This is a genomic window from Aquiflexum sp. (genome assembly GCF_041749095.1).
Classification (GTDB): Bacteria; Bacteroidota; Bacteroidia; order Cytophagales; family Cyclobacteriaceae; genus Aquiflexum.
Window position 1 is genome coordinate 1 of sequence record NZ_JBGTCA010000242.1, and the last position, 17887, is coordinate 17887.

Annotated in this window: 15 protein-coding genes; 7 read left to right on the forward strand and 8 right to left on the reverse strand. The window is 39.1% G+C overall.

Features of this window, described 5'->3' with window-relative positions; all coding sequences use genetic code 11:
- Positions 1–261 precede the first annotated feature (261 nt).
- Together ACEW8O_RS11435 and ACEW8O_RS11440 are read left to right on the forward strand one after the other, a co-directional pair.
- The gene (locus ACEW8O_RS11435; protein ID WP_373494762.1) at positions 262–1644 is read left to right on the forward strand and encodes a DUF1080 domain-containing protein; all 1383 of its coding nucleotides are present in this window, start codon (positions 262–264) and stop codon (positions 1642–1644) included.
- A 12-nt stretch (positions 1645–1656) separates the two neighbouring features.
- Positions 1657–3006 (forward strand): Gfo/Idh/MocA family protein, encoded by a 1350-nt coding sequence (locus ACEW8O_RS11440; protein ID WP_373494763.1) that lies wholly within the window; start codon positions 1657–1659, stop codon positions 3004–3006.
- Between the two features lie 114 nt (positions 3007–3120).
- Here ACEW8O_RS11440 and ACEW8O_RS11445 read toward each other — a convergent pair whose 3' ends face one another.
- Positions 3121–4137, reverse strand: coding sequence for a LacI family DNA-binding transcriptional regulator (locus ACEW8O_RS11445; protein WP_373494764.1), 1017 nt, complete (start codon positions 4135–4137; stop codon positions 3121–3123).
- Between the two features lie 191 nt (positions 4138–4328).
- On the opposite strand from ACEW8O_RS11445, the gene uxaC reads away from it, so the two are divergent.
- The 3 genes from uxaC (at position 4329) to uxuA (ending at position 8016) form a co-directional block, all read left to right on the forward strand.
- Positions 4329–5762 (forward strand): glucuronate isomerase, encoded by a 1434-nt coding sequence (gene uxaC / locus ACEW8O_RS11450; protein ID WP_373494765.1) that lies wholly within the window; start codon positions 4329–4331, stop codon positions 5760–5762.
- Between the two features lie 70 nt (positions 5763–5832).
- Positions 5833–6645, forward strand: coding sequence for an SDR family oxidoreductase (locus tag ACEW8O_RS11455; protein ID WP_373494766.1), 813 nt, complete (start codon positions 5833–5835; stop codon positions 6643–6645).
- Between the two features lie 189 nt (positions 6646–6834).
- Entirely contained in the window at positions 6835–8016 is a 1182-nt protein-coding gene (gene uxuA, locus ACEW8O_RS11460) for a mannonate dehydratase (protein WP_373494767.1), read from the forward strand.
- Here uxuA and ACEW8O_RS11465 read toward each other — a convergent pair.
- The 6 genes from ACEW8O_RS11465 to ACEW8O_RS11490 form a co-directional block, all read right to left on the reverse strand.
- Positions 7970–10012 (reverse strand): alpha-amylase family glycosyl hydrolase, encoded by a 2043-nt coding sequence (locus ACEW8O_RS11465; protein ID WP_373494768.1) that lies wholly within the window; start codon positions 10010–10012, stop codon positions 7970–7972. The two genes, uxuA and ACEW8O_RS11465, sit on opposite strands and share 47 nt — an antisense overlap.
- Before the next feature lie 475 nt (positions 10013–10487).
- Entirely contained in the window at positions 10488–12170 is a 1683-nt protein-coding gene (locus ACEW8O_RS11470) for an OmpA family protein (RefSeq protein ID WP_373494769.1), read from the reverse strand.
- A gap of 1 nt (position 12171) precedes the next feature.
- Positions 12172–13143 (reverse strand): deoxyhypusine synthase family protein, encoded by a 972-nt coding sequence (locus ACEW8O_RS11475; RefSeq protein ID WP_373494770.1) that lies wholly within the window; start codon positions 13141–13143, stop codon positions 12172–12174.
- 100 nt (positions 13144–13243) lie between these two features.
- A complete protein-coding gene (locus ACEW8O_RS11480) occupies positions 13244–13849 on the reverse strand; it encodes an OmpH family outer membrane protein (RefSeq protein ID WP_373494771.1) in 606 nt (201 codons plus the stop codon).
- A gap of 118 nt (positions 13850–13967) precedes the next feature.
- Positions 13968–14870 carry a histone deacetylase gene (locus ACEW8O_RS11485; RefSeq protein ID WP_373494772.1) on the reverse strand — a complete coding sequence of 301 codons (903 nt, stop codon included), beginning with the start codon at positions 14868–14870 and terminating at the stop codon, positions 13968–13970.
- Positions 14871–14932: 62 nt separating this feature from the next.
- Positions 14933–15496, reverse strand: a complete 564-nt coding sequence (locus tag ACEW8O_RS11490) for a hypothetical protein (RefSeq protein WP_373494773.1) — start codon at positions 15494–15496, stop codon at positions 14933–14935.
- A gap of 127 nt (positions 15497–15623) precedes the next feature.
- Here ACEW8O_RS11490 and ACEW8O_RS11495 point away from each other — a divergent pair, with 127 nt between their 5' ends.
- Positions 15624–16058 (forward strand): helix-turn-helix domain-containing protein, encoded by a 435-nt coding sequence (locus ACEW8O_RS11495; RefSeq protein WP_373494774.1) that lies wholly within the window; start codon positions 15624–15626, stop codon positions 16056–16058.
- A 1-nt stretch (position 16059) separates the two neighbouring features.
- Here ACEW8O_RS11495 and ACEW8O_RS11500 read toward each other — a convergent pair whose 3' ends face one another.
- Positions 16060–16428 (reverse strand): phage holin family protein, encoded by a 369-nt coding sequence (locus ACEW8O_RS11500; protein ID WP_373494775.1) that lies wholly within the window; start codon positions 16426–16428, stop codon positions 16060–16062.
- Positions 16429–16784: 356 nt separating this feature from the next.
- Here ACEW8O_RS11500 and ACEW8O_RS11505 point away from each other — a divergent pair, with 356 nt between their 5' ends.
- Entirely contained in the window at positions 16785–17534 is a 750-nt protein-coding gene (locus ACEW8O_RS11505; protein ID WP_373494776.1) for an acyl-CoA desaturase, read from the forward strand.
- Positions 17535–17887: the final 353 nt, after the last annotated feature.

A 17887-nucleotide genomic window follows, 5' to 3' on the forward strand; every position in this document is an offset into this window, starting at 1 on the left:
GATACCCCCAAAAAATTAGGGACTTAGTCCCAAATACGGTTTTCAGCATCAAACTACATCCAAAAGAAGACGGATTTAAATAAAATCGATGTGTATATTTAAATCTGAATTAACCAAACTAAAATCCTGCGGATTTTAGGTCATATATTAAAATTTTGCTGCACCCTTACTCTCGAAATCGATTGCGTAAACAGCGGGATAGGTTACTTGAATTTGATGGACTTAATGAAGAACTTGACAAACGTTAAAACAACCCAAAATATGAAAAAATCAATAATATTAATGATGGTCGGATGTATATGCATCCTCTCATGCCAAACTTCCAACTTGGAGAATACATCCTCAGAATGGGACAATATATTCAATGGTGAAAACCTCGATGGCTGGAAGGCCGTCGCAGGGGCCGCACCATTTGAGGTCAAAGACTCCGAAATAATAGGCTATGCAAAAGCCAATACACCGAATACTTTTTTGATCACTGAAAAAGAATATACGGATTTCATCCTTGAACTCGATCTTAAAATCGAAGACCTTTCCAGCAACTCAGGCGTCATGGTCAGGGGTCAGTTTGATCCTGCCAAAAAAGATGGACAGGGATTGGTTTTTGGATATCAGATTGAAGCTGATCCTACTGCCCGTGCATGGTCAGGCGGTCTTTATGACGAAGCCCGGCGTGGCTGGCTGTATCCATTGGATCTCAATCCAAAAGCCAAAGAAGCTTTTAAAATGGGGGAATGGAATACCTACCGGATTGAAGCCATTGGAAAAGAAATCAAAACCTGGATCAACGGTCAGGAGGTTTCTTATGTCGTGGATGACATGGATTCCAGGGGATTTATCGGATTGCAGGTACATAGCATTGGCAATCAAGAAAATGAAGGAAATAAGACTTATTTCAGAAATGTTAGGGTACAAACAGAGAACCTCACTCCTACCCCATTTCAGGGTGATGTATTTGTGGTCAATACAGGATTGAATGAACTGACTGATCTGGAAAAAGAAAATGGTTGGAAATTATTGTTCAACGGAGAAAATTCTGATGGCTGGAAGGGAGCTAATAAGGAAACCTTTCCGGAAAAAGGCTGGCATGTCAAAGAAGGCATATTGATGGTGGAAGCAGCAGACGGGGGTGAATCGAGCAATTTTGGGGATATTGTCACTGTTGAAAAATACAGTGCTTTTGACCTGGCTTTTGATTTCAAGATGACAGAAGGTGCCAATAGTGGTGTGAAGTATTTTGTAACGCTCAGTGAAGGTAACAAAGGTTCGGCAATTGGTCTGGAATATCAAATATTGGATGATGAAAGGCATCCGGATGCCAAAATGGGCAGAGAAGGAAACAGAACGCTTGCCTCACTTTACGATCTGATCAAGGCTGAGAAACAAGGAAGATTTGTAAAGGGACCCGGAGAGTGGAACAAAGGCCGTGTCGTTGTTTCCCCGGATAACAAGGTAGCGCATTATCTCAATGGAGTAAAAGTCCTCGAATTTGAAAGAGGTTCTCAGGATTACAGGGATTTGGTAGCGCAGAGTAAATATAAAATTTGGGAAAATTTCGGTGAAGCTTCCGAAGGACATATCCTACTTCAGGACCATGGAAATGAAGTCCATTTCAAAAACATCAAAATCAAAGAATTAAATTAGAGCCTGATCAAAATGAATAATGATAAAAATAACAGACGGGAGTTTTTAAAGAAATCAACTTTCGCCACTGTAGGACTTTCATCCTTGGGAGCGATGGGATTTTCCGCAAAAAGCTATGGAAATATTATAGGAGCCAATGATAGAATGAATGTTGCAATTGCCGGACTTGGCAGAAGATTGGGGGCATTTTATGCGCCAATTGCCGATCCAAACAACAATGTAAGACTCGCAACCCTATGTGATGTCATGGAATCCCAAAGAGGTAAGGCAGCAACGAATTTCTCCAAATTCATTGATTACAAACCAAAATTGGAAAACAGTATTCTCAAGGTAATTGAGGACAAAGAAATCGATGTGCTGATCAATGCCACTCCTGACCATTGGCATGCACCCGGAACCTGGATGGCAGTGGAAAACGGAAAGCATGTGTATGTAGAAAAGCCCTGTAGCCATACACCTAGGGAGGGAGAAATATTATTGGAATACAAAAAGAAATATGGAAAGGTGATCCAAATGGGAAACCAACAACGCTCCTCCGACCATACCATTGAAATCATCAATCAGATTCACAATGGGGTAATTGGCAAGGCTTATTTGGCAACGGCCTTTTATATCAACCAAAGGGGGGAAGTGCCTGTTGAAAAGGAAGCTTCCCCTCCGGCCGGTTTGGATTGGGAGCTTTTCCAGGGCCCTGCACCCAGAAGAAAATATACCCATAACACCTGGGATTACAACTGGCACTGGTATGGTTGGGATTACGGTACTGCCGAGACAGGGAATAATGCAACCCATGAACTGGATGTGGCGCGATGGGCACTTCAGGTAGAATATCCCAAACAGGTCATTGTAGATGCCGAAAAATACCATTTTGTGGATGACGGCTGGACCATGTATGATACCATGCTGGCCACATTCAAATTTGAGGATGACAAAACAATACAATGGGATGGCAAAAGCAGAAACGGACACAATACCTATGGCATGGACCGTGGCACCATCATCTATGGCACTGAAGGTTCGGTGATTGTCAACAGGAGTCTTTACAGGTTATTTGACCGTGGAGGTAAATTTATAAAAGAAGTCAAGTCGGGAAGTGTAGAAGGAAGTACCAACCTCGGTGGAGGCGGTGATATGACCACTGTACATGTGAGCAATTTCTTTGCTGCGGTCAGGGGAAAGGAAAAACAAAATTCCACCATTGATGACGGGGCGGTCAGCACCTTGCTTTGTCATTTGGCCAACATCTCCTATCGCATCGGTGAAAACTTTGACTGCAATTCTGCCAATGGGCATATCTACAACAGAAGAGGAATGGAATTATGGTCAAAAGCGTATGAAAAAGGTTGGGAGCCTAAAGTTTGAAATAAAATTATTGATAGAGATTTAAATGGTGAAGCTAATTTTCTACAAAATCCGGGATAATGGCCAAAGCCACTAATTGATGGAAAAGACCTCTCTTTTTGAAAGGTCTTTTTTTTATTTACCTGTTGACTCTCTTAAACTGATCTGTGAAGGCAAAACAATTATTTTATCTTCCAAAGGGGGTTGATTGGGCTTATTAAGTTTTTTCATTAAAAGTTGGGCACATTCCATACCCAACTTCAAAGCCGGCTGGGAAATGGTTGTCAATGATGGTTGCAATAATCCTGCAATCCGCATATTGGAAAAACTGACCATTTTAAAGTCCTTTGGCATTTGCAATTTGGTTTCTTTAGCAGCATAATAGGTGGCTATTGCCAGTTTTTCTACGGAAGCCACAATGCCATCGGGCCTGTCAATCCCATAAAGATATCCGGAAATCAGGCTAATGTTTTCCTCTTCTTTTTGAGAACATTGGATTACCCAACTTTCATCAAATGGAAGTGATGATTCTTTCATGGCGTCAAGATATCCCCTTAATCTTTCCTTCCCGATAGAGATCTCCATGGACAACAACAGAAAGTAGATTTTTTTACATCCTTTTTCAATCAAGAGACTGGTTGCTTTATATCCATTTTCATAGTCGTTGGTAATGAACTTGGTTGTGGGTATTTCTTTACAAATTCTGTCAAAAAATATGATCGGAACGCCTTTGGTATAGACTGTTTCCAAATGATCAATATTTTTTGTCTGACTTGACACTGACATGACTATGGCATCCACCCTACCGTTGAGCAGATATGAAATAATCTTTCTTTCTGTATCTACATTTTCATGGGTACTATAAACCAATAAATGGTAACCGAATTTTTGGGTGATTTCTTCAATCCCATCTATGACCTGACTAAAATAATTGTTGATCCTTTCGGGAATAATCACTGCAATGGTTTTGCTTTTTTGCTGTCTGAGGCTTCTGGCAAATGGGTTGGGTTGATAGTTTAAGGCTTTTGCCAACTCTGCTACCCTATCCTTGGTCGATTGACTGATTTCATAACTGTCATTCAATGCTCTGGATACTGTTGATGTGGCCAGCCCAAGTTTCTCCGCTAAATATTTGATATTGACCTCTGACATACCTATTATTCCATTTATCAACAAGGTGCTAATTTTAAACCAGTTTACCCAAAAATCAAATTAATTGTATAAAACTTTGATATTTATTCGGATTAATACAATTCACGAAATCGATTGCACTGATTGTTATACTTGCTTTATAATTCTTAATTCTGATTTACTAAATTACACCAAATCAAACCATCATAACCATGAATATTCTACCCCAGCGCAATATTCAATCCTATATCTCCGAGGACTTTTTGCTCTCAAATGAATTTTCAAGAAAGCTGTACCATTGCTATGCCAAAAACCAACCTATCATAGACTATCACAACCATTTGTCGCCGGAACAGATTTCCAACAATAAGATTTTTGACAATATCACTGAAATCTGGCTCAAAGGCGATCATTATAAATGGAGGGCCATGCGGACATTGGGAATTGATGAATCTTATATTACTGGAAATGCAAATGATTGGGAGAAATTTGAAAAGTGGGCCTACACGGTTCCCTATACTTTAAGAAACCCCCTGTACCATTGGACACATTTGGAACTGCAGCGGTATTTCGACATCCATGATGTGTTGGATCAAAATAATGCCTTGGAGATCTATAAATGTACAAATGAACAGCTGAACACCGCAGAATTCAGTACACAAAGCCTGTTGTCCAAAATGAACGTTGAAGTTGTCTGTACCACCGACGATCCAACTGATTCTTTGGAATATCATCGGGATTTTAGGAATTCAGGCTCATCCTTTCAAATGTTCCCGGCCTTTAGACCGGACAAGTCTTACACCATAGATTCGCCTGATGACTACAGAATATATCTAAATAAATTGAGTGAAGCTTCAGGAATCAGCATTCAAAATTATGACGACCTGTTATCAGCCCTTCTAAACAGGATCGGTTTTTTCCACGAAAAGGGAGGCAGGATTTCAGACCATGGCCTTGAAAATCTTTATTACTTCAAAAACAGCTCGCTTGATGCACATAGAATATTTAAAAGTGTAATGGATGGCAATATCCCTACAGATGAGGAAGTTTCTTTTTTCAAATTCAAAACCTTACAGGAACTGTGCAAAATGTACCACGCAAAAGGCTGGACCCAACAGTTTCATTTGGGTGCCCTGAGAAACAACAACAGCAGGATGTTCAGCAAGCTTGGCGCTGATACCGGATTTGATTCCATTGGGGATTTCAGGCAGGCCGCTTCCCTATCGGGTTTTCTCAATGAATTGGACAAAACCGATCAATTGGCCAAAACAATACTATATAACCTGAATCCAGGTGATAATGAGGTGATGGCTACCATGACCGGGAATTTCAATGATGGAAGTATCAAAGGGAAAATCCAATTTGGATCAGGGTGGTGGTTTTTGGACCAAAAAGACGGTATGGAAGCCCAGATGAATACACTTTCCAATATGGGACTGATCTCCTGTTTTGTAGGTATGCTGACGGATAGCAGGAGTTTCCTTTCATTTCCAAGGCACGAGTATTTCAGAAGGATATTGTGTGATCTGTTTGGGAAAGACATGCAAAACGGAGAACTTCCCCAAGATGAAAAATGGATAGGAAAAATCATTCAGGATATCTGCTACTATAATGCGAAGGATTATTTCCAATTTCCTCATAAATAGCAAATTTTAGTTCATTTTGAACAGATGGTGGATTAATTTCAACATCTGAACTTTCAAAAAAAATTAAATCATGAAATTATTTTCTGTAAAAAACAAAAAAATCATCATCACAGGAGCCACCGGGGTCTTGGGCGAAAGCATGGCCCGACACCTGGCCAAAGAAGGTGCACAGGTAATCATCCTGGGTAGGACCCCCTCCAAAGTAGAGGCTCTTATTGAAGATTTAAGAAAAGAAGGAGGAAAAGCTGATGGATTTTTGGCGGATGTTACCAAGGAAATCCAAGTTGAGTTGGTTGCCCAAAAAATCAAGGATAGATACAAGACTGTTGATATATTGATCAACCTGGCGGGAGGAAATATACCGGAAGCTCTTGTGAGACCTGATCAGACTTTGACTGACCTTTCGGCCGATGCTGTCAAAAAAGTAATGGACCTCAATTATCAGGGGACTTTAATCCCGATCCAATATTTCTTTCCATTAATGCTTCCCAATAATTCCGGAAATATTATCAATATATCTTCTATGGCGGCAAGTAGGCCTATGACTAGAGTGGTCGGCTATTCCTCAGCCAAGGCCGCCATTGACAACCTGACCAAATGGCTTGCAGTGGAATTCAACCAAAAACATGGTCCTGAATTCAGGGTTAATGCCATAGCCCCTGGATTTTTCCTTACGGAACAGAACCGTACCTTACTCACAGAAACCGATGGAAGTTTGACCCAAAGGGGAAATCAGATAATTAACCATACACCTATGGCAAGATTTGGCGATCCCAAAGATCTGCTCGGTACTTTACAGTGGCTCTGCTCCGATGCTTCAAGATTCGTGACAGGAACCATTATCCCGGTTGATGGCGGATTTTCAGCTTATTCGGGAGTTTAAAAGTTCATTGTACTAAGTACAATGTACCAAGACGCTAGGAACCTCGAAGGAATTTCATAAGTCCAAGCAATGAAGGTGTCAGGTAAATTCAATACAAAATCATAATTCTCAAATCGATTTGGAATGTACCTGTTCTCGTTCGGAAATCTTAAATCTAAAATCTAAAATCGAAAATCTTAAATTATAAAAATGGCCTATAAAATGGAACAGACCATGCGCTGGTATGGTCCCAAAGACCCGGTAAGTTTGGCAGATATCAGACAGGCAGGTGCCACAGGCATCGTATCTGCACTGCACCATATTCCCAACGGAGAAGTATGGAAACGGGAAGAAATCAAAAAAAGAAAAGATACCATTGAAGCTGCCGGCCTGACCTGGTCAGTAGTGGAATCTGTACCTGTCCATGAAAACATCAAAACAAGGTCAGGTAATTATGCTGAACTGATCAGTAATTATAAACAGACCATCGAAAATCTTGGATCCGAGGGCATTCATATCGTATGCTATAATTTTATGCCGATCCTGGATTGGACAAGGACACTATTGGCCTGGCCCCTGCCCAATGGCGCCAAGGCACTTCGCTTTGTAAAAAAAGAAGTGGTGGCCTTTGACCTTTTTATACTTAAAAGAAAAGATGCAGAAAAGGAATACAGTACATCCGAGATCCAAAAAGCGAAAACATTTTTTGAAAATGCTCCAAAATCTGAATTAAAGCGTGTTCAGGACAATATCCTGAAAGGTTTGCCCGGTTCTGAGGAAGGCTATACGATGGAGCAGTTTCAGGCTGCATTGGATACTTACAGAGGTATAGGGCATAAAGAATTGGAAACCAATCTTCAGGTTTTTTTGGATGAAATCCTGCCCATAGCTGAAAAGAATTGGGTAAAAATGGCCATTCACCCTGATGACCCGCCATTTGATGTGTTTGGATTGCCCAGGGTCATGAGTACTGCCAAGGACATGAAAAGATTGGTTTCAGACAATCCAAGTCCCAACAATGGTTTTACGTTTTGTACAGGTTCTTATGGAGTAAGGGCAGATAATGACCTTCCTACCATGGTAAAGGAGTTTGGGGAACATATCCATTTTATCCACCTCAGAGCAACCAGAAGAGATGAAGAAGGGAACTTCTACGAAGACAACCACCTGACAGGAGATGTGCCCATGGAGGCCGTGATCCATGAACTCCTGAAAGTCCAGCAAAAACGACAGATATCCATTCCCATGCGTCCCGACCATGGCCATCAGATGTTGGACGACATTGCCAAGCCCATCGTAAATCCGGGCTATACGGCTATTGGCAGGTTGAAGGGATTGGCGGAGATCAGGGGTGTGGAAGCGGGGTTGATTTGGGCATTGAAGATGGGGTGAAAATCAAACAGGTTCTATTGGGAAGGTAAATCTGTATTTTCCCTTCTTTATCAGAAGGGTAAATTGGGTCACCCTCTATTCTTCCAAAGCCACCAAATTTCTTATCATCAGAATTCAAAATGATTTTATACTTACCTTTTTCAGGAACTTTAAATTCAAACCCAAATATAGATTCACTGATGTTCCAGCTAAAAATAAATACCAAACCTGCTCTTTTAAAAGCTATTATTTTTTTCTCCGCATCAAGATGAAGCTGCTCTGCAGGTCCCGAAGCCAGAACTTTGTGATCTGTCACCAATTTGATCATGGCTTTGTCCCATTCAAAGAGATCATGGTATCTTAGATGGTCTGTATCCACCAATGACCATTGTCTTCTGGCGTATTGATAACTCCATTCATTCCCTAACCTTGGAAAATCCACCCATTCCGGATGGCCAAATTCATTGCCTATGAAGTTGAGATATCCCTCACCTCCCAAAGCGATGGTGATCATCCTTATCATTTTATGCAAAGCCACTCCCCTGTCCACCACCAGACTGTTTTGCAATTTTGACATGCTCGAATACATCTCCTTATCCATTAGCCAAAAAGCGATGGATTTGTCCCCAACCAAAGCCTGGTCGTGGGATTCAGCATAGGCTATTGTTCTTTCGAGTTGGGGCCTATTGGTCAGTTCATGCCACATTTCAAACATATCCCAATGCTCATCGGGCTTGTGTTTGAGGGTTTTGATCCAAAAGTCAGGTATTCCCATGGCCAATCTGAAATTGAATCCGATACCTCCATCCTTTATACTCCTGCACAATCCCGGCATCCCACTGACCTCTTCTGCGATGGACATTGCGCTTTGGGAAAAATCATGGATCAACTGATTGGCCAATTGCAGGTAAATGACTGCATCCCAATCTACTCCATCTTTGAAGTATTTTTCAAGGTTATCAAAAGTGATATTGCCATGATGCAGGTATAAAATGGAAGTCACCCCATCCCATCTATAACCATCAAAATGAAATTCCTCCAGCCAATACCTGACATTGGAAAGTAAAAAGTGCTGTACTTCTCTGTTTCCATAATCAAAAAGCTTGGAATCCCAACCCTCGTGATATCCTCTGGGTTCGGGATGAAAATATTGGTGATCTGAACCGTCAAACTCATTCAGTCCTTCAAAAACATTTTTGACAGCATGTGAATGGACCAAATCCATGATGACAGATATTCCCATTTCATGGGCTTTATTAACAAGATATTTCAGTTCTTCAGGTGTCCCAAATCTTGAAGTAGGACAGAAAAAGTTGGAAACATGATAACCAAAGGATCCATAATATGGATGTTCCATAATGGCCATCATTTGAATGGTATTGTAACCTGACGCCTTGATTCTGGGAAGGATATTTTCCGCAAATTCAAGGTAAGTACCCACACCCAATTTTTCTTGGGCCATACCTATATGGCATTCATAAATCAATGGCTGCTCCAGGTTAGCCGTTGCATCAAATCTACGGTCAGTCCAATTAAATGACTTTTCGGGAAACCAAAGCTGACCCGTGAAATCATGTGTTTCCAAATCCTGTATAACCCTTCGGATATAAGCGGGAATACGATCAAGGGCTCCGTTTTTTCCTTCCACATGAACTTTCACTTTGCTTCCGTGAAGAAATGCGTCTTTGTAATCATGATATGGCAAAAACAATTCCCAGTCTCCGCGATGATCTCTTTTTAATGGATGACTATACCTGTTCCAATTATTAAAATCACCCATCAAAAAAAGATTATAGGCCTGCGGTGCCCATTCCCGATAAACCCAGCCATTCCTGAAGGAATCAAAATGAATTCCATAATATTCATGGGCACGGGCAAATTCCAAAAGGTTACCAAAATCATGATCAATGGAATTTAAGACAGAGCGATACCTTTCATATCTTTCAAAAATTTCCACTGCATGGTCATTCAACCAGGGCGAATCCTTTACGATAGGCAAAATGTTGGGATTGTTCACAGAAAAGAAGTTAAGATTTTTCTAATTTAAAGAATTATCAAAAGCTAAACCAAAAGTTATTCACCTATAAATAAAAAAAAATGGTTAAGTACTTCTAAAACAGAAAGAAATAGAACATCGTGGACGCAAGAGAATATCCGATCAAAAAGGAGAAAAATATCGGTGCGCTTAGAGAAACTTTACTGTGTTCAGGAGATTCTTTATGATGAAAGACGTGGCTCAATTTCATGAAATATCTTTGAGGAAAAACGGATAAAATAAAAAGGCCGTAGGAAATGGTCAATAGCAAAAGCGAAAAGAAAGCCTGCATAAATGTGTTATATATATCCAAAAATATATTTTATAAATGACTTATAAAAACCTTTATTACAAAATCTTTAACCCAAAGTTATGGTAATGTTAATGCGTTTTTAGGTAGATAATTAAGGTTTTTGTAAATGAGAATTTTAGAATTTCATATCTAACTAGATACCAATCAATTCTCTATCCACATTTCAACCCGTCTGTTCAGAACCCTTCCCTCTTCGGTCTGATTATCGGCAACGGGTCTGCTTCCTCCCCAACCTGAAATCCTTACCCTTTCAAAATCAACACCATTTATGGTGAGGTATCCTCTGATTTTGGATGCCCTTTTCATAGAAAGGTCTTTGTTCAAAGAAGGATCTCCGGCATTATCGGTGTGGCCTTCCAAGCGGATTTTTATATCAGAATTATCTTTCATAAAAATAACGAGATTGTCCAAAACCTGTATGGACTTGGAATCTGCAAAATCCGACGTTCCCCTGTTGAATTGAATATTATCCAACACGATAGCTGTTCCCGATATTGCAGGCTGCAACAACAAGTCTTTACCTTCTATTTCCTCCCAATCAGATTTATCCATCATTTTTGGCAAAAAACCTTTTGAACTGATGGTAATAGTGTTCCATTGTGGTTCCTCGAATAATTCCCACAATTCATTTTGGGATTCAAGCACTTTTTTCAGGCCGCGTTCATTTCCAATTTCAATCTGATGTAACACTTCCTCAGAGGTCTGACTATTGATGACTCTGACCAAATCTCTTTTTCTGGCCGCAGTAGAAATGGATACTGTATCGGATTCATCTTCATCCTCATTTACTTCTTCTTCTTTTATAGAGGCGGCTGTTTCTTGGATGGGTTTGTTTTCTGATTCAGAAGAATTCATCATAGCGTCAACTTGCTCGATCGGACTTTCACTGTCCGCTATGAATGGCTTGTTTTCTATGACTTCCAAATCTGCCAAAGGTTCTTTTACCTCAAACTTTACCACCATAAAATCTCCAAACCCTTCACTATTTTGAGTGGTGGTAAAAATCGCCTTTTCATTGTTTTGATCGATGATGGTATAACTCAGTTCAGAACCTATAGAATTGGCCAAATCAATCTTTTGTGGTAGCGTCCAATCTTCCCAGGATTGGGATTTTCGTTGGGAAAAATAAATATCCTTACCCCTGTTATTTCCATGAACATTGGATGAAAAATAAATCGTCTGCAGATCATTGGTAATATAGGGTGTTTGTTCCTGGGCAAATGAATTGACCTGGGGTCCAAGGTTCAAGGGTGAAGTCCATACATTCTCGGATTGTTTGAAACTGACATATATGTCTTCGTTGCCATAAGTCCCAAAGGAATTCATGGACATGACAATTATACTGCCCCCGGGCACTAATCTACCGCTGAAATGCATGGAATTGTTTTTGAAGTTTCCCATCTCAAGAGGACGGAGGTAATTCCAGGAATTGCCAAATCGGGAATATTGATGTATCCCCTGTCTTTTACCGTTATTACCACTGTGGTACACCAAGGCCGTCAAAGCATCCGAAAAGCCTATAAGCACATCATTACCGGAAGTGGACAGACTTGGAATATGTTGGGGTTTTTGCCATTCTCCATTATTGTCTTTTTTACTCATCCATATATCTCCATAATCCGTAGGTCCTCCAACATTAACCGGATGGAAACCAACAGTGAAAAATAATTCGTCGGTTGGCGAAAGTACAGGGCTTTGCTCATCATAAGGAGAGTTCAAAGCTGACAAGGGAATCAATTCCTGAGCATTCACGGCGAAGAAAAAGGAAAAAGCAAGCAGGGATAGCCTGCTTGCTTTAGAAAAAAAGGAATATGAAGTTTTACTCATTTTATTGGTCTAATACTATGGCGAAGATCAATGGTGCGACGATCGTCGCGTCTGATTCTACAATAAATTTTGGGGTATCAAGTCCAAGTTTGCCCCATGTTATTTTTTCGTTTGGCACAGCTCCTGAATATGAACCATAAGAGGTGGTTGAATCAGAAATCTGACAGAAATAACCCCATAGCGGTACTCCACCTCTCTGAAGGTCCTGATGAAGCATAGGGACTACACAAATCGGGAAATCCCCTGCTATACCTCCACCTATTTGGAAGAAGCCGACAGTACTATTATCCTGGGCATTTTTTGTGTACCATTCTGCCAAAAACATCATGTACTCAATACCACTCCTTACAGTGTGCACATCTTTTACATCTCCTGAAATCACGTGCCCTGCATACATATTTCCCAAGGTGGAATCTTCCCAACCCGGAACTATGATCGGAAGGTTTTTCTTTGCAGCTTCCAATAGCCAGGAGTCTTTTGGATCTATTTGGAAACTTTTATCCAACTTACCGGAGAGAAGGATTTTGTAGAAAAACTCATGCGGAAAATAATGTTCACCGGCCTTGTCAGCTTTCACCCAATCTTCCAAAATAACTTTTTCAATCCGCCTCATTGCTTCCATTTCCGGAATACAGGTATCGGTTACTCTGTTCATGTGTCGGTCAAGCAAATCCTGTTCCGCTTCGGGAGACAATTCCCTATAATTTGGAATTCTTTCATAATAATCATGAGCGACCAAATTAAAGACATCTTCTTCCAGGTTGGCGCCTGTACATGATATGATATGGACCTTGTCCTGACGGATCATTTCTGCAAGAGAAATGCCCAATTCTGCTGTGGACATAGCACCTGCAAGGGTGACCATCATTTTACCATTGTTGTCCAGATGTGTTTTATAACCTTCAGCGGCATCAATCAAAGCTGCTGCATTAAAATGCCTGAAATTATGTTTTAAAAATTCTGTGATTTTCATAAGTATATTTTTGAATTTTTCAGTCGCAAAACTACCAATTTATAAGGCATAAAAAAAGTCCGGTCAAAAACCGGACTCCATGATAATATGAAGGTATTCTTTAATTTGCTGCCGGTGTTTTAGAATCAGCATATTTTTTGTTTATGCCTGCTACCACCTTATCTGTAATATCCAGTGATTTTTTGGAATACCATACGGCACCTCCTCTTGTATGTGATAAAATAAGCTCCAGGTCATTTTCTTCGGCAAACACTGCCATATATTCCTGTACCTGATCATAGACATCACTGTATAGTTTAGATTCGTCTCCGGATAGCTCTTGCATTAAATTATCCCTGTAGGTCACCAAGTTTCTTTCTTTTTTCATCAGATCTTCTTGTTTTGCCCTAGCCTGATTCTGTGTCATGGTACCTGCAGTCTGTTCAAAATTAGCAACTTCCTGTTCGAAGCCTCTTGCCCTGTTGCTCAACTCACTTTCAAATTTTTTCCCTTTTTCGGTGATTTCAAGTGATTTTTCTTTGAAAAATTCAAATCTCGAAATAACACTGTCTGTAAGAACATAGGCTATTTTCAAATCTGAAATGCTTACTTCTGAAGTGCTGTTATCTGTGGTGTCTCCTTCAGCGGTAATACCTGTTTTGTCGCATGAGGAAAATGTAATTGCTGCAATTCCCAACAAGCCGAACACTTTTGCTAATTTTTTCACGTCTCTATGTTTTTCTATTTGGCGCAAATATAAACAAAGTATCTTTTTTGCAAATTTTATTTGCATTTCCAATTGTTAAAATCAGTTAAAATGGTTTTTATCCCTATCTAAAAATGACTTAGAAATATAAGTCCTGGGCCAACCTGAAAGTATTTGCATGTACTTCAATGATATGGGAAAGTCTTTCTGAATATCCCCCACCCATACAGCACATCATTGGAATTTTGCTTGTTTTAGCAAAGTTCAAAACCATCTTATCTCTTTTTTTACAACCACCCAAACTCAATCCCAATCTGCCCAATTTGTCAGAGGCCAAAACATCCACACCGCTTTGGTAAATCATAAACTCAGGCTGAAAAGAATCAATAATCTTTGGTAGATTTTCTACCAATAAACAAAGGTATTCTTGATCTTTGATCTTATCCGGCAAACCAATATCCAAATCAGATTTTTCTTTGTGCATGGGATAATTGGCCTTGCCATGCATACTGAATGTAAATACTTTATTGTTGTTTTTGAAAATCTCAGCAGTACCATTTCCCTGATGAACATCCAGGTCAACCATCAAAATATTTTTTACAAATTGGTGATCCAAAAGGTAATTGGAAGTGATGGCAATATCGTTCAAGAGACAGAACCCCTCTCCTCTATTGGAAAAGGCATGATGGGTACCACCTGCGATATTCATAGCAATCCCAAATTCCAGGGCAAATAATGCTGCCTGCACGGAACCCTGCATGATATGTATTTCTCTGTTGATGAGTTCTTGACTCAGTGGAAATCCTGTTTTCCTGATTTCCGATTTGCTCAGTGACAGTGATGTCAATTTTTGATAATACTTTGGGTCATGGGTATTTAAGATCCATTTGTCATCAATGGCTGAGGGTTCAAAAAAATTATCTTCACTTACTGTGCCCTCATACAATAATTGTTCAGGCAACAGGTTATATTTTTCCATGGGAAATCTGTGCCCTTGAGGAAGGGAATGACAATAAATAGGTGACCAGGCAATTTTCAACATATCACAAAAAAAACGCTTGTTAGAAAACAAGCGAAAATTAAAATGGTTTGTTCAAAAATTTTTCATTCATCTACATCCTCTTCTTCAGATTGAAAGGCATATAAAGTATCATCCAAAACCAAAGTGTCCTCATTAAATTCCTTGACGAATTTTGATATTGTTTTTTCACTGATATATTCCACATTCAATGCCGCATCCAATCCAATCCCGAAATCATGATTGGTATCAATATCTACAAATTCCTGAACTTTGACCGTTTCTTCCTCTTCCATTTCCATAATGATCTCGGTAATAAACCATCCTATTTCCTCCTCCTCACTGGTCAATGGCTTTAAATTCCCGTTTTCATCTTCCTCATAATGAATACCCTTGAAGTTTGGGAATTTTTTGGCAGCTTCATGTTCTGCAAGTTCATATACTTCTGAAGCATGATGTAACCTCAAGGTATAAAGTGCTGCATCATAGATGACCTCTTTACCTTCAAACATGCCGATAAAGTAGAAATTAACAAATTCATCAGCGTTTTCTTCGCTTTGGACTACCTTGTGGTTTTTGTTAGAGTCTTTTAATTCTTGCTTCAGGGATTCGATGGTTTCCGGAACGAAGCCTGCATTTTGATATTTCATATATTAAAAGTTGATAGAATAAAAGACAACATACGATTCATTACGTTAATTTAAAAGAACAAACCTTCAATATTGTCCCGAGTTCTCAATTAAGTAATTAAAATACAAGCTTTTATGTTAAAAAAAAATGTTAGTGCCAAAAAAAAATGAGGAAAGAATCAAAGAGCTTGTCAGGAGACCTGAGGGACAGACTTTGGACTTTAAACTTCATCTCAATAATCCGCTGAAATTGGCCAAAACTTTGACTGCTTTTGCCAATACTAACGGGGGTACATTAGTTGTCGGGGTGTCTGATAATAAAGTGATGGTAGGCATAGACCCCTATGAAGAGATTTTTATTGTTGAAAAGTCCGCCAATAATTATTGCAGTCCTCCTGTACCTGTCGATTTTGAAATTATGGAACATGATATTGCCAAAGAATTCGGGGATAAGGATGAAATAATGATCATTTTGGTCCATGTACCTAAATCAGAGTTTGTTCATTACGTGGTCGATGAAAGTGGAAATAAGAGTTTATACAAAAGGATTTATGACAGAACCATACCTGCAAACGAGCAATAAATCATCTAGTGCTCCCTCCCAAAGAAACTCCAAGCAAAGAATTGATAATGCTCAGAACAAAGCTGAATATAAGCGCCCACCAGAATCCATCAATCTCAAAGCCGGGAACTATTTCGGCCGCAAGCATAATCAATAGTGCATTTATAACCAAAAGAAACAAGCCCAATGTCAGAACAGTAATCGGAATCGTCAAAATAATTAAAATAGGTTTGATGGTAATGTTTAATAAGGCTATCAAGGCTGCTATGACAACTGCCGTGATAAAATCCGAAACATGTACTCCAGGTAAAATATATTGGGCGATCAGTACCGCAATTCCCCCAAGTATCAACTGAAGAATAATATTTAGGGCATCATTGGATTTGCTCATTTATAAATATGTTTAATGGTAATACGCTTCTTTACCAGTATCCCAATATTCTACTTCAAACAGGTTGGAAGTCAGATGTCGGAAGTCAGATGTACTGGACATTTAAGTTTCTTGGCGAGAATTATATTGATTTACCATTTTACTGGCAACATTGCGTACATACTTGATATGTTTGAATAAATTATTCAAATTTAAATTAAAGGTCTATAGTTTTCAAAACATGTTACACAAGTTTTCAGACAATTATTACCTTTTACATGATTTTTCTCATATTTCAAACTTAAAATAAATATAGGTGTTTAATGAATTAAGATTAAGGATATATCTTTGTCAATTAACAATATAATCAAGTAACAGTGATCCTAATAATTTTCTTCCTTCTCCATTGGTATTTCTCCCTATTTTGCCAAAGTTTCTTCCTGCATAGATATGCTGCCCATCAGATGTTCTCTATGAATAAATATTGGGAAAAGTTCTTTTATTTCTTCACCTGGCTTTGTCAGGGAAGTTCATATTTATCCCCAAGGGCTTACGCTATTCTTCACAGGATGCACCATGCCTATAGTGATACTCCACAAGATCCCCACAGCCCTCATCATACAGAAAACCTGTTTACAATGATGTGGAAAACCAAAAATATATATAATGACTATTTCAGTTTCAAATTGAAGCCTGAGGAACGATTTTCCAAAGATGTCCCTGATTGGAATAAATTTGACCTGTTTGCTGATTCCATGGTAATCAGAGTCGGTTGGGCTTTATTTTACATTCTGGTATATGTATTAAGTATCTCTGTCTTCGAACTGGCAGGGACACATTGGTGGATGTACTTTTTACTTCCCATACATTTGATGATGGGACCTGTACATGGTGCCATAGTCAATTGGAGCGGCCATAAATACGGATATGCCAATTTTGACAATAATGACAAGTCCAAGAACAGCTTGCTGTTAGATCTGTTGATGCTGGGAGAATTGTTCCAGAACAACCACCATAGACTCCCCAATAGGGCAAACTTTGCAGTCAAATGGTATGAGTTCGATCCTACCTACCCTATTGTCAAATTGCTGCATGCAACGGGGATTATAAGGTTAAAAACAACCTGATCAGTTTCATCTTTTAAGTCAAATTGGATCTCAGCTTTCTTTCTGTATTTCATTGTATCTTCTGAACATCTCTGAAAATTTCCTTCCTTAAGTAAGCTTCCTAAAAATGTAGTATTACGTTAAAAAATCTTTCGTTCCGAAAGATTTTATTTTTTATATATAAAATTTTTCAATACCGATAATGTAAATTGTTTTACAAGAAAAAACTACTTAAATTTTAATTTAAACTAACAAAACATTTTTTTAACTAAAATTTTTTACTTAAATTTACAGTTACCAATAGAAAGATTTATTCCTTTACTTGTTTTTTAAAAACTAAATGGATAAGTTGTAGTCGTATTTAAACTTAAACA

Excerpts from the sequence above, each read along its gene's own strand:
- ACEW8O_RS11435 (WP_373494762.1), top strand. The coding sequence starts at position 262 with ATGAAAAAATCAATAATATTAATGATGGTCGGATGTATATGCATCCTC.
- ACEW8O_RS11440 (WP_373494763.1), top strand. The coding sequence starts at position 1,657 with ATGAATAATGATAAAAATAACAGACGGGAGTTTTTAAAGAAATCAACT.
- ACEW8O_RS11445 (WP_373494764.1), bottom strand. The coding sequence starts at position 4,137 with ATGTCAGAGGTCAATATCAAATATTTAGCGGAGAAACTTGGGCTGGCC.
- uxaC (WP_373494765.1), top strand. The coding sequence starts at position 4,329 with ATGAATATTCTACCCCAGCGCAATATTCAATCCTATATCTCCGAGGAC.
- ACEW8O_RS11455 (WP_373494766.1), top strand. The coding sequence starts at position 5,833 with ATGAAATTATTTTCTGTAAAAAACAAAAAAATCATCATCACAGGAGCC.
- uxuA (WP_373494767.1), top strand. The coding sequence starts at position 6,835 with ATGGCCTATAAAATGGAACAGACCATGCGCTGGTATGGTCCCAAAGAC.
- ACEW8O_RS11470 (WP_373494769.1), bottom strand. The coding sequence starts at position 12,170 with ATGAGTAAAACTTCATATTCCTTTTTTTCTAAAGCAAGCAGGCTATCC.
- ACEW8O_RS11475 (WP_373494770.1), bottom strand. The coding sequence starts at position 13,143 with ATGAAAATCACAGAATTTTTAAAACATAATTTCAGGCATTTTAATGCA.
- ACEW8O_RS11485 (WP_373494772.1), bottom strand. The coding sequence starts at position 14,870 with ATGTTGAAAATTGCCTGGTCACCTATTTATTGTCATTCCCTTCCTCAA.
- ACEW8O_RS11490 (WP_373494773.1), bottom strand. The coding sequence starts at position 15,496 with ATGAAATATCAAAATGCAGGCTTCGTTCCGGAAACCATCGAATCCCTG.
- ACEW8O_RS11495 (WP_373494774.1), top strand. The coding sequence starts at position 15,624 with ATGTTAGTGCCAAAAAAAAATGAGGAAAGAATCAAAGAGCTTGTCAGG.
- ACEW8O_RS11500 (WP_373494775.1), bottom strand. The coding sequence starts at position 16,428 with ATGAGCAAATCCAATGATGCCCTAAATATTATTCTTCAGTTGATACTT.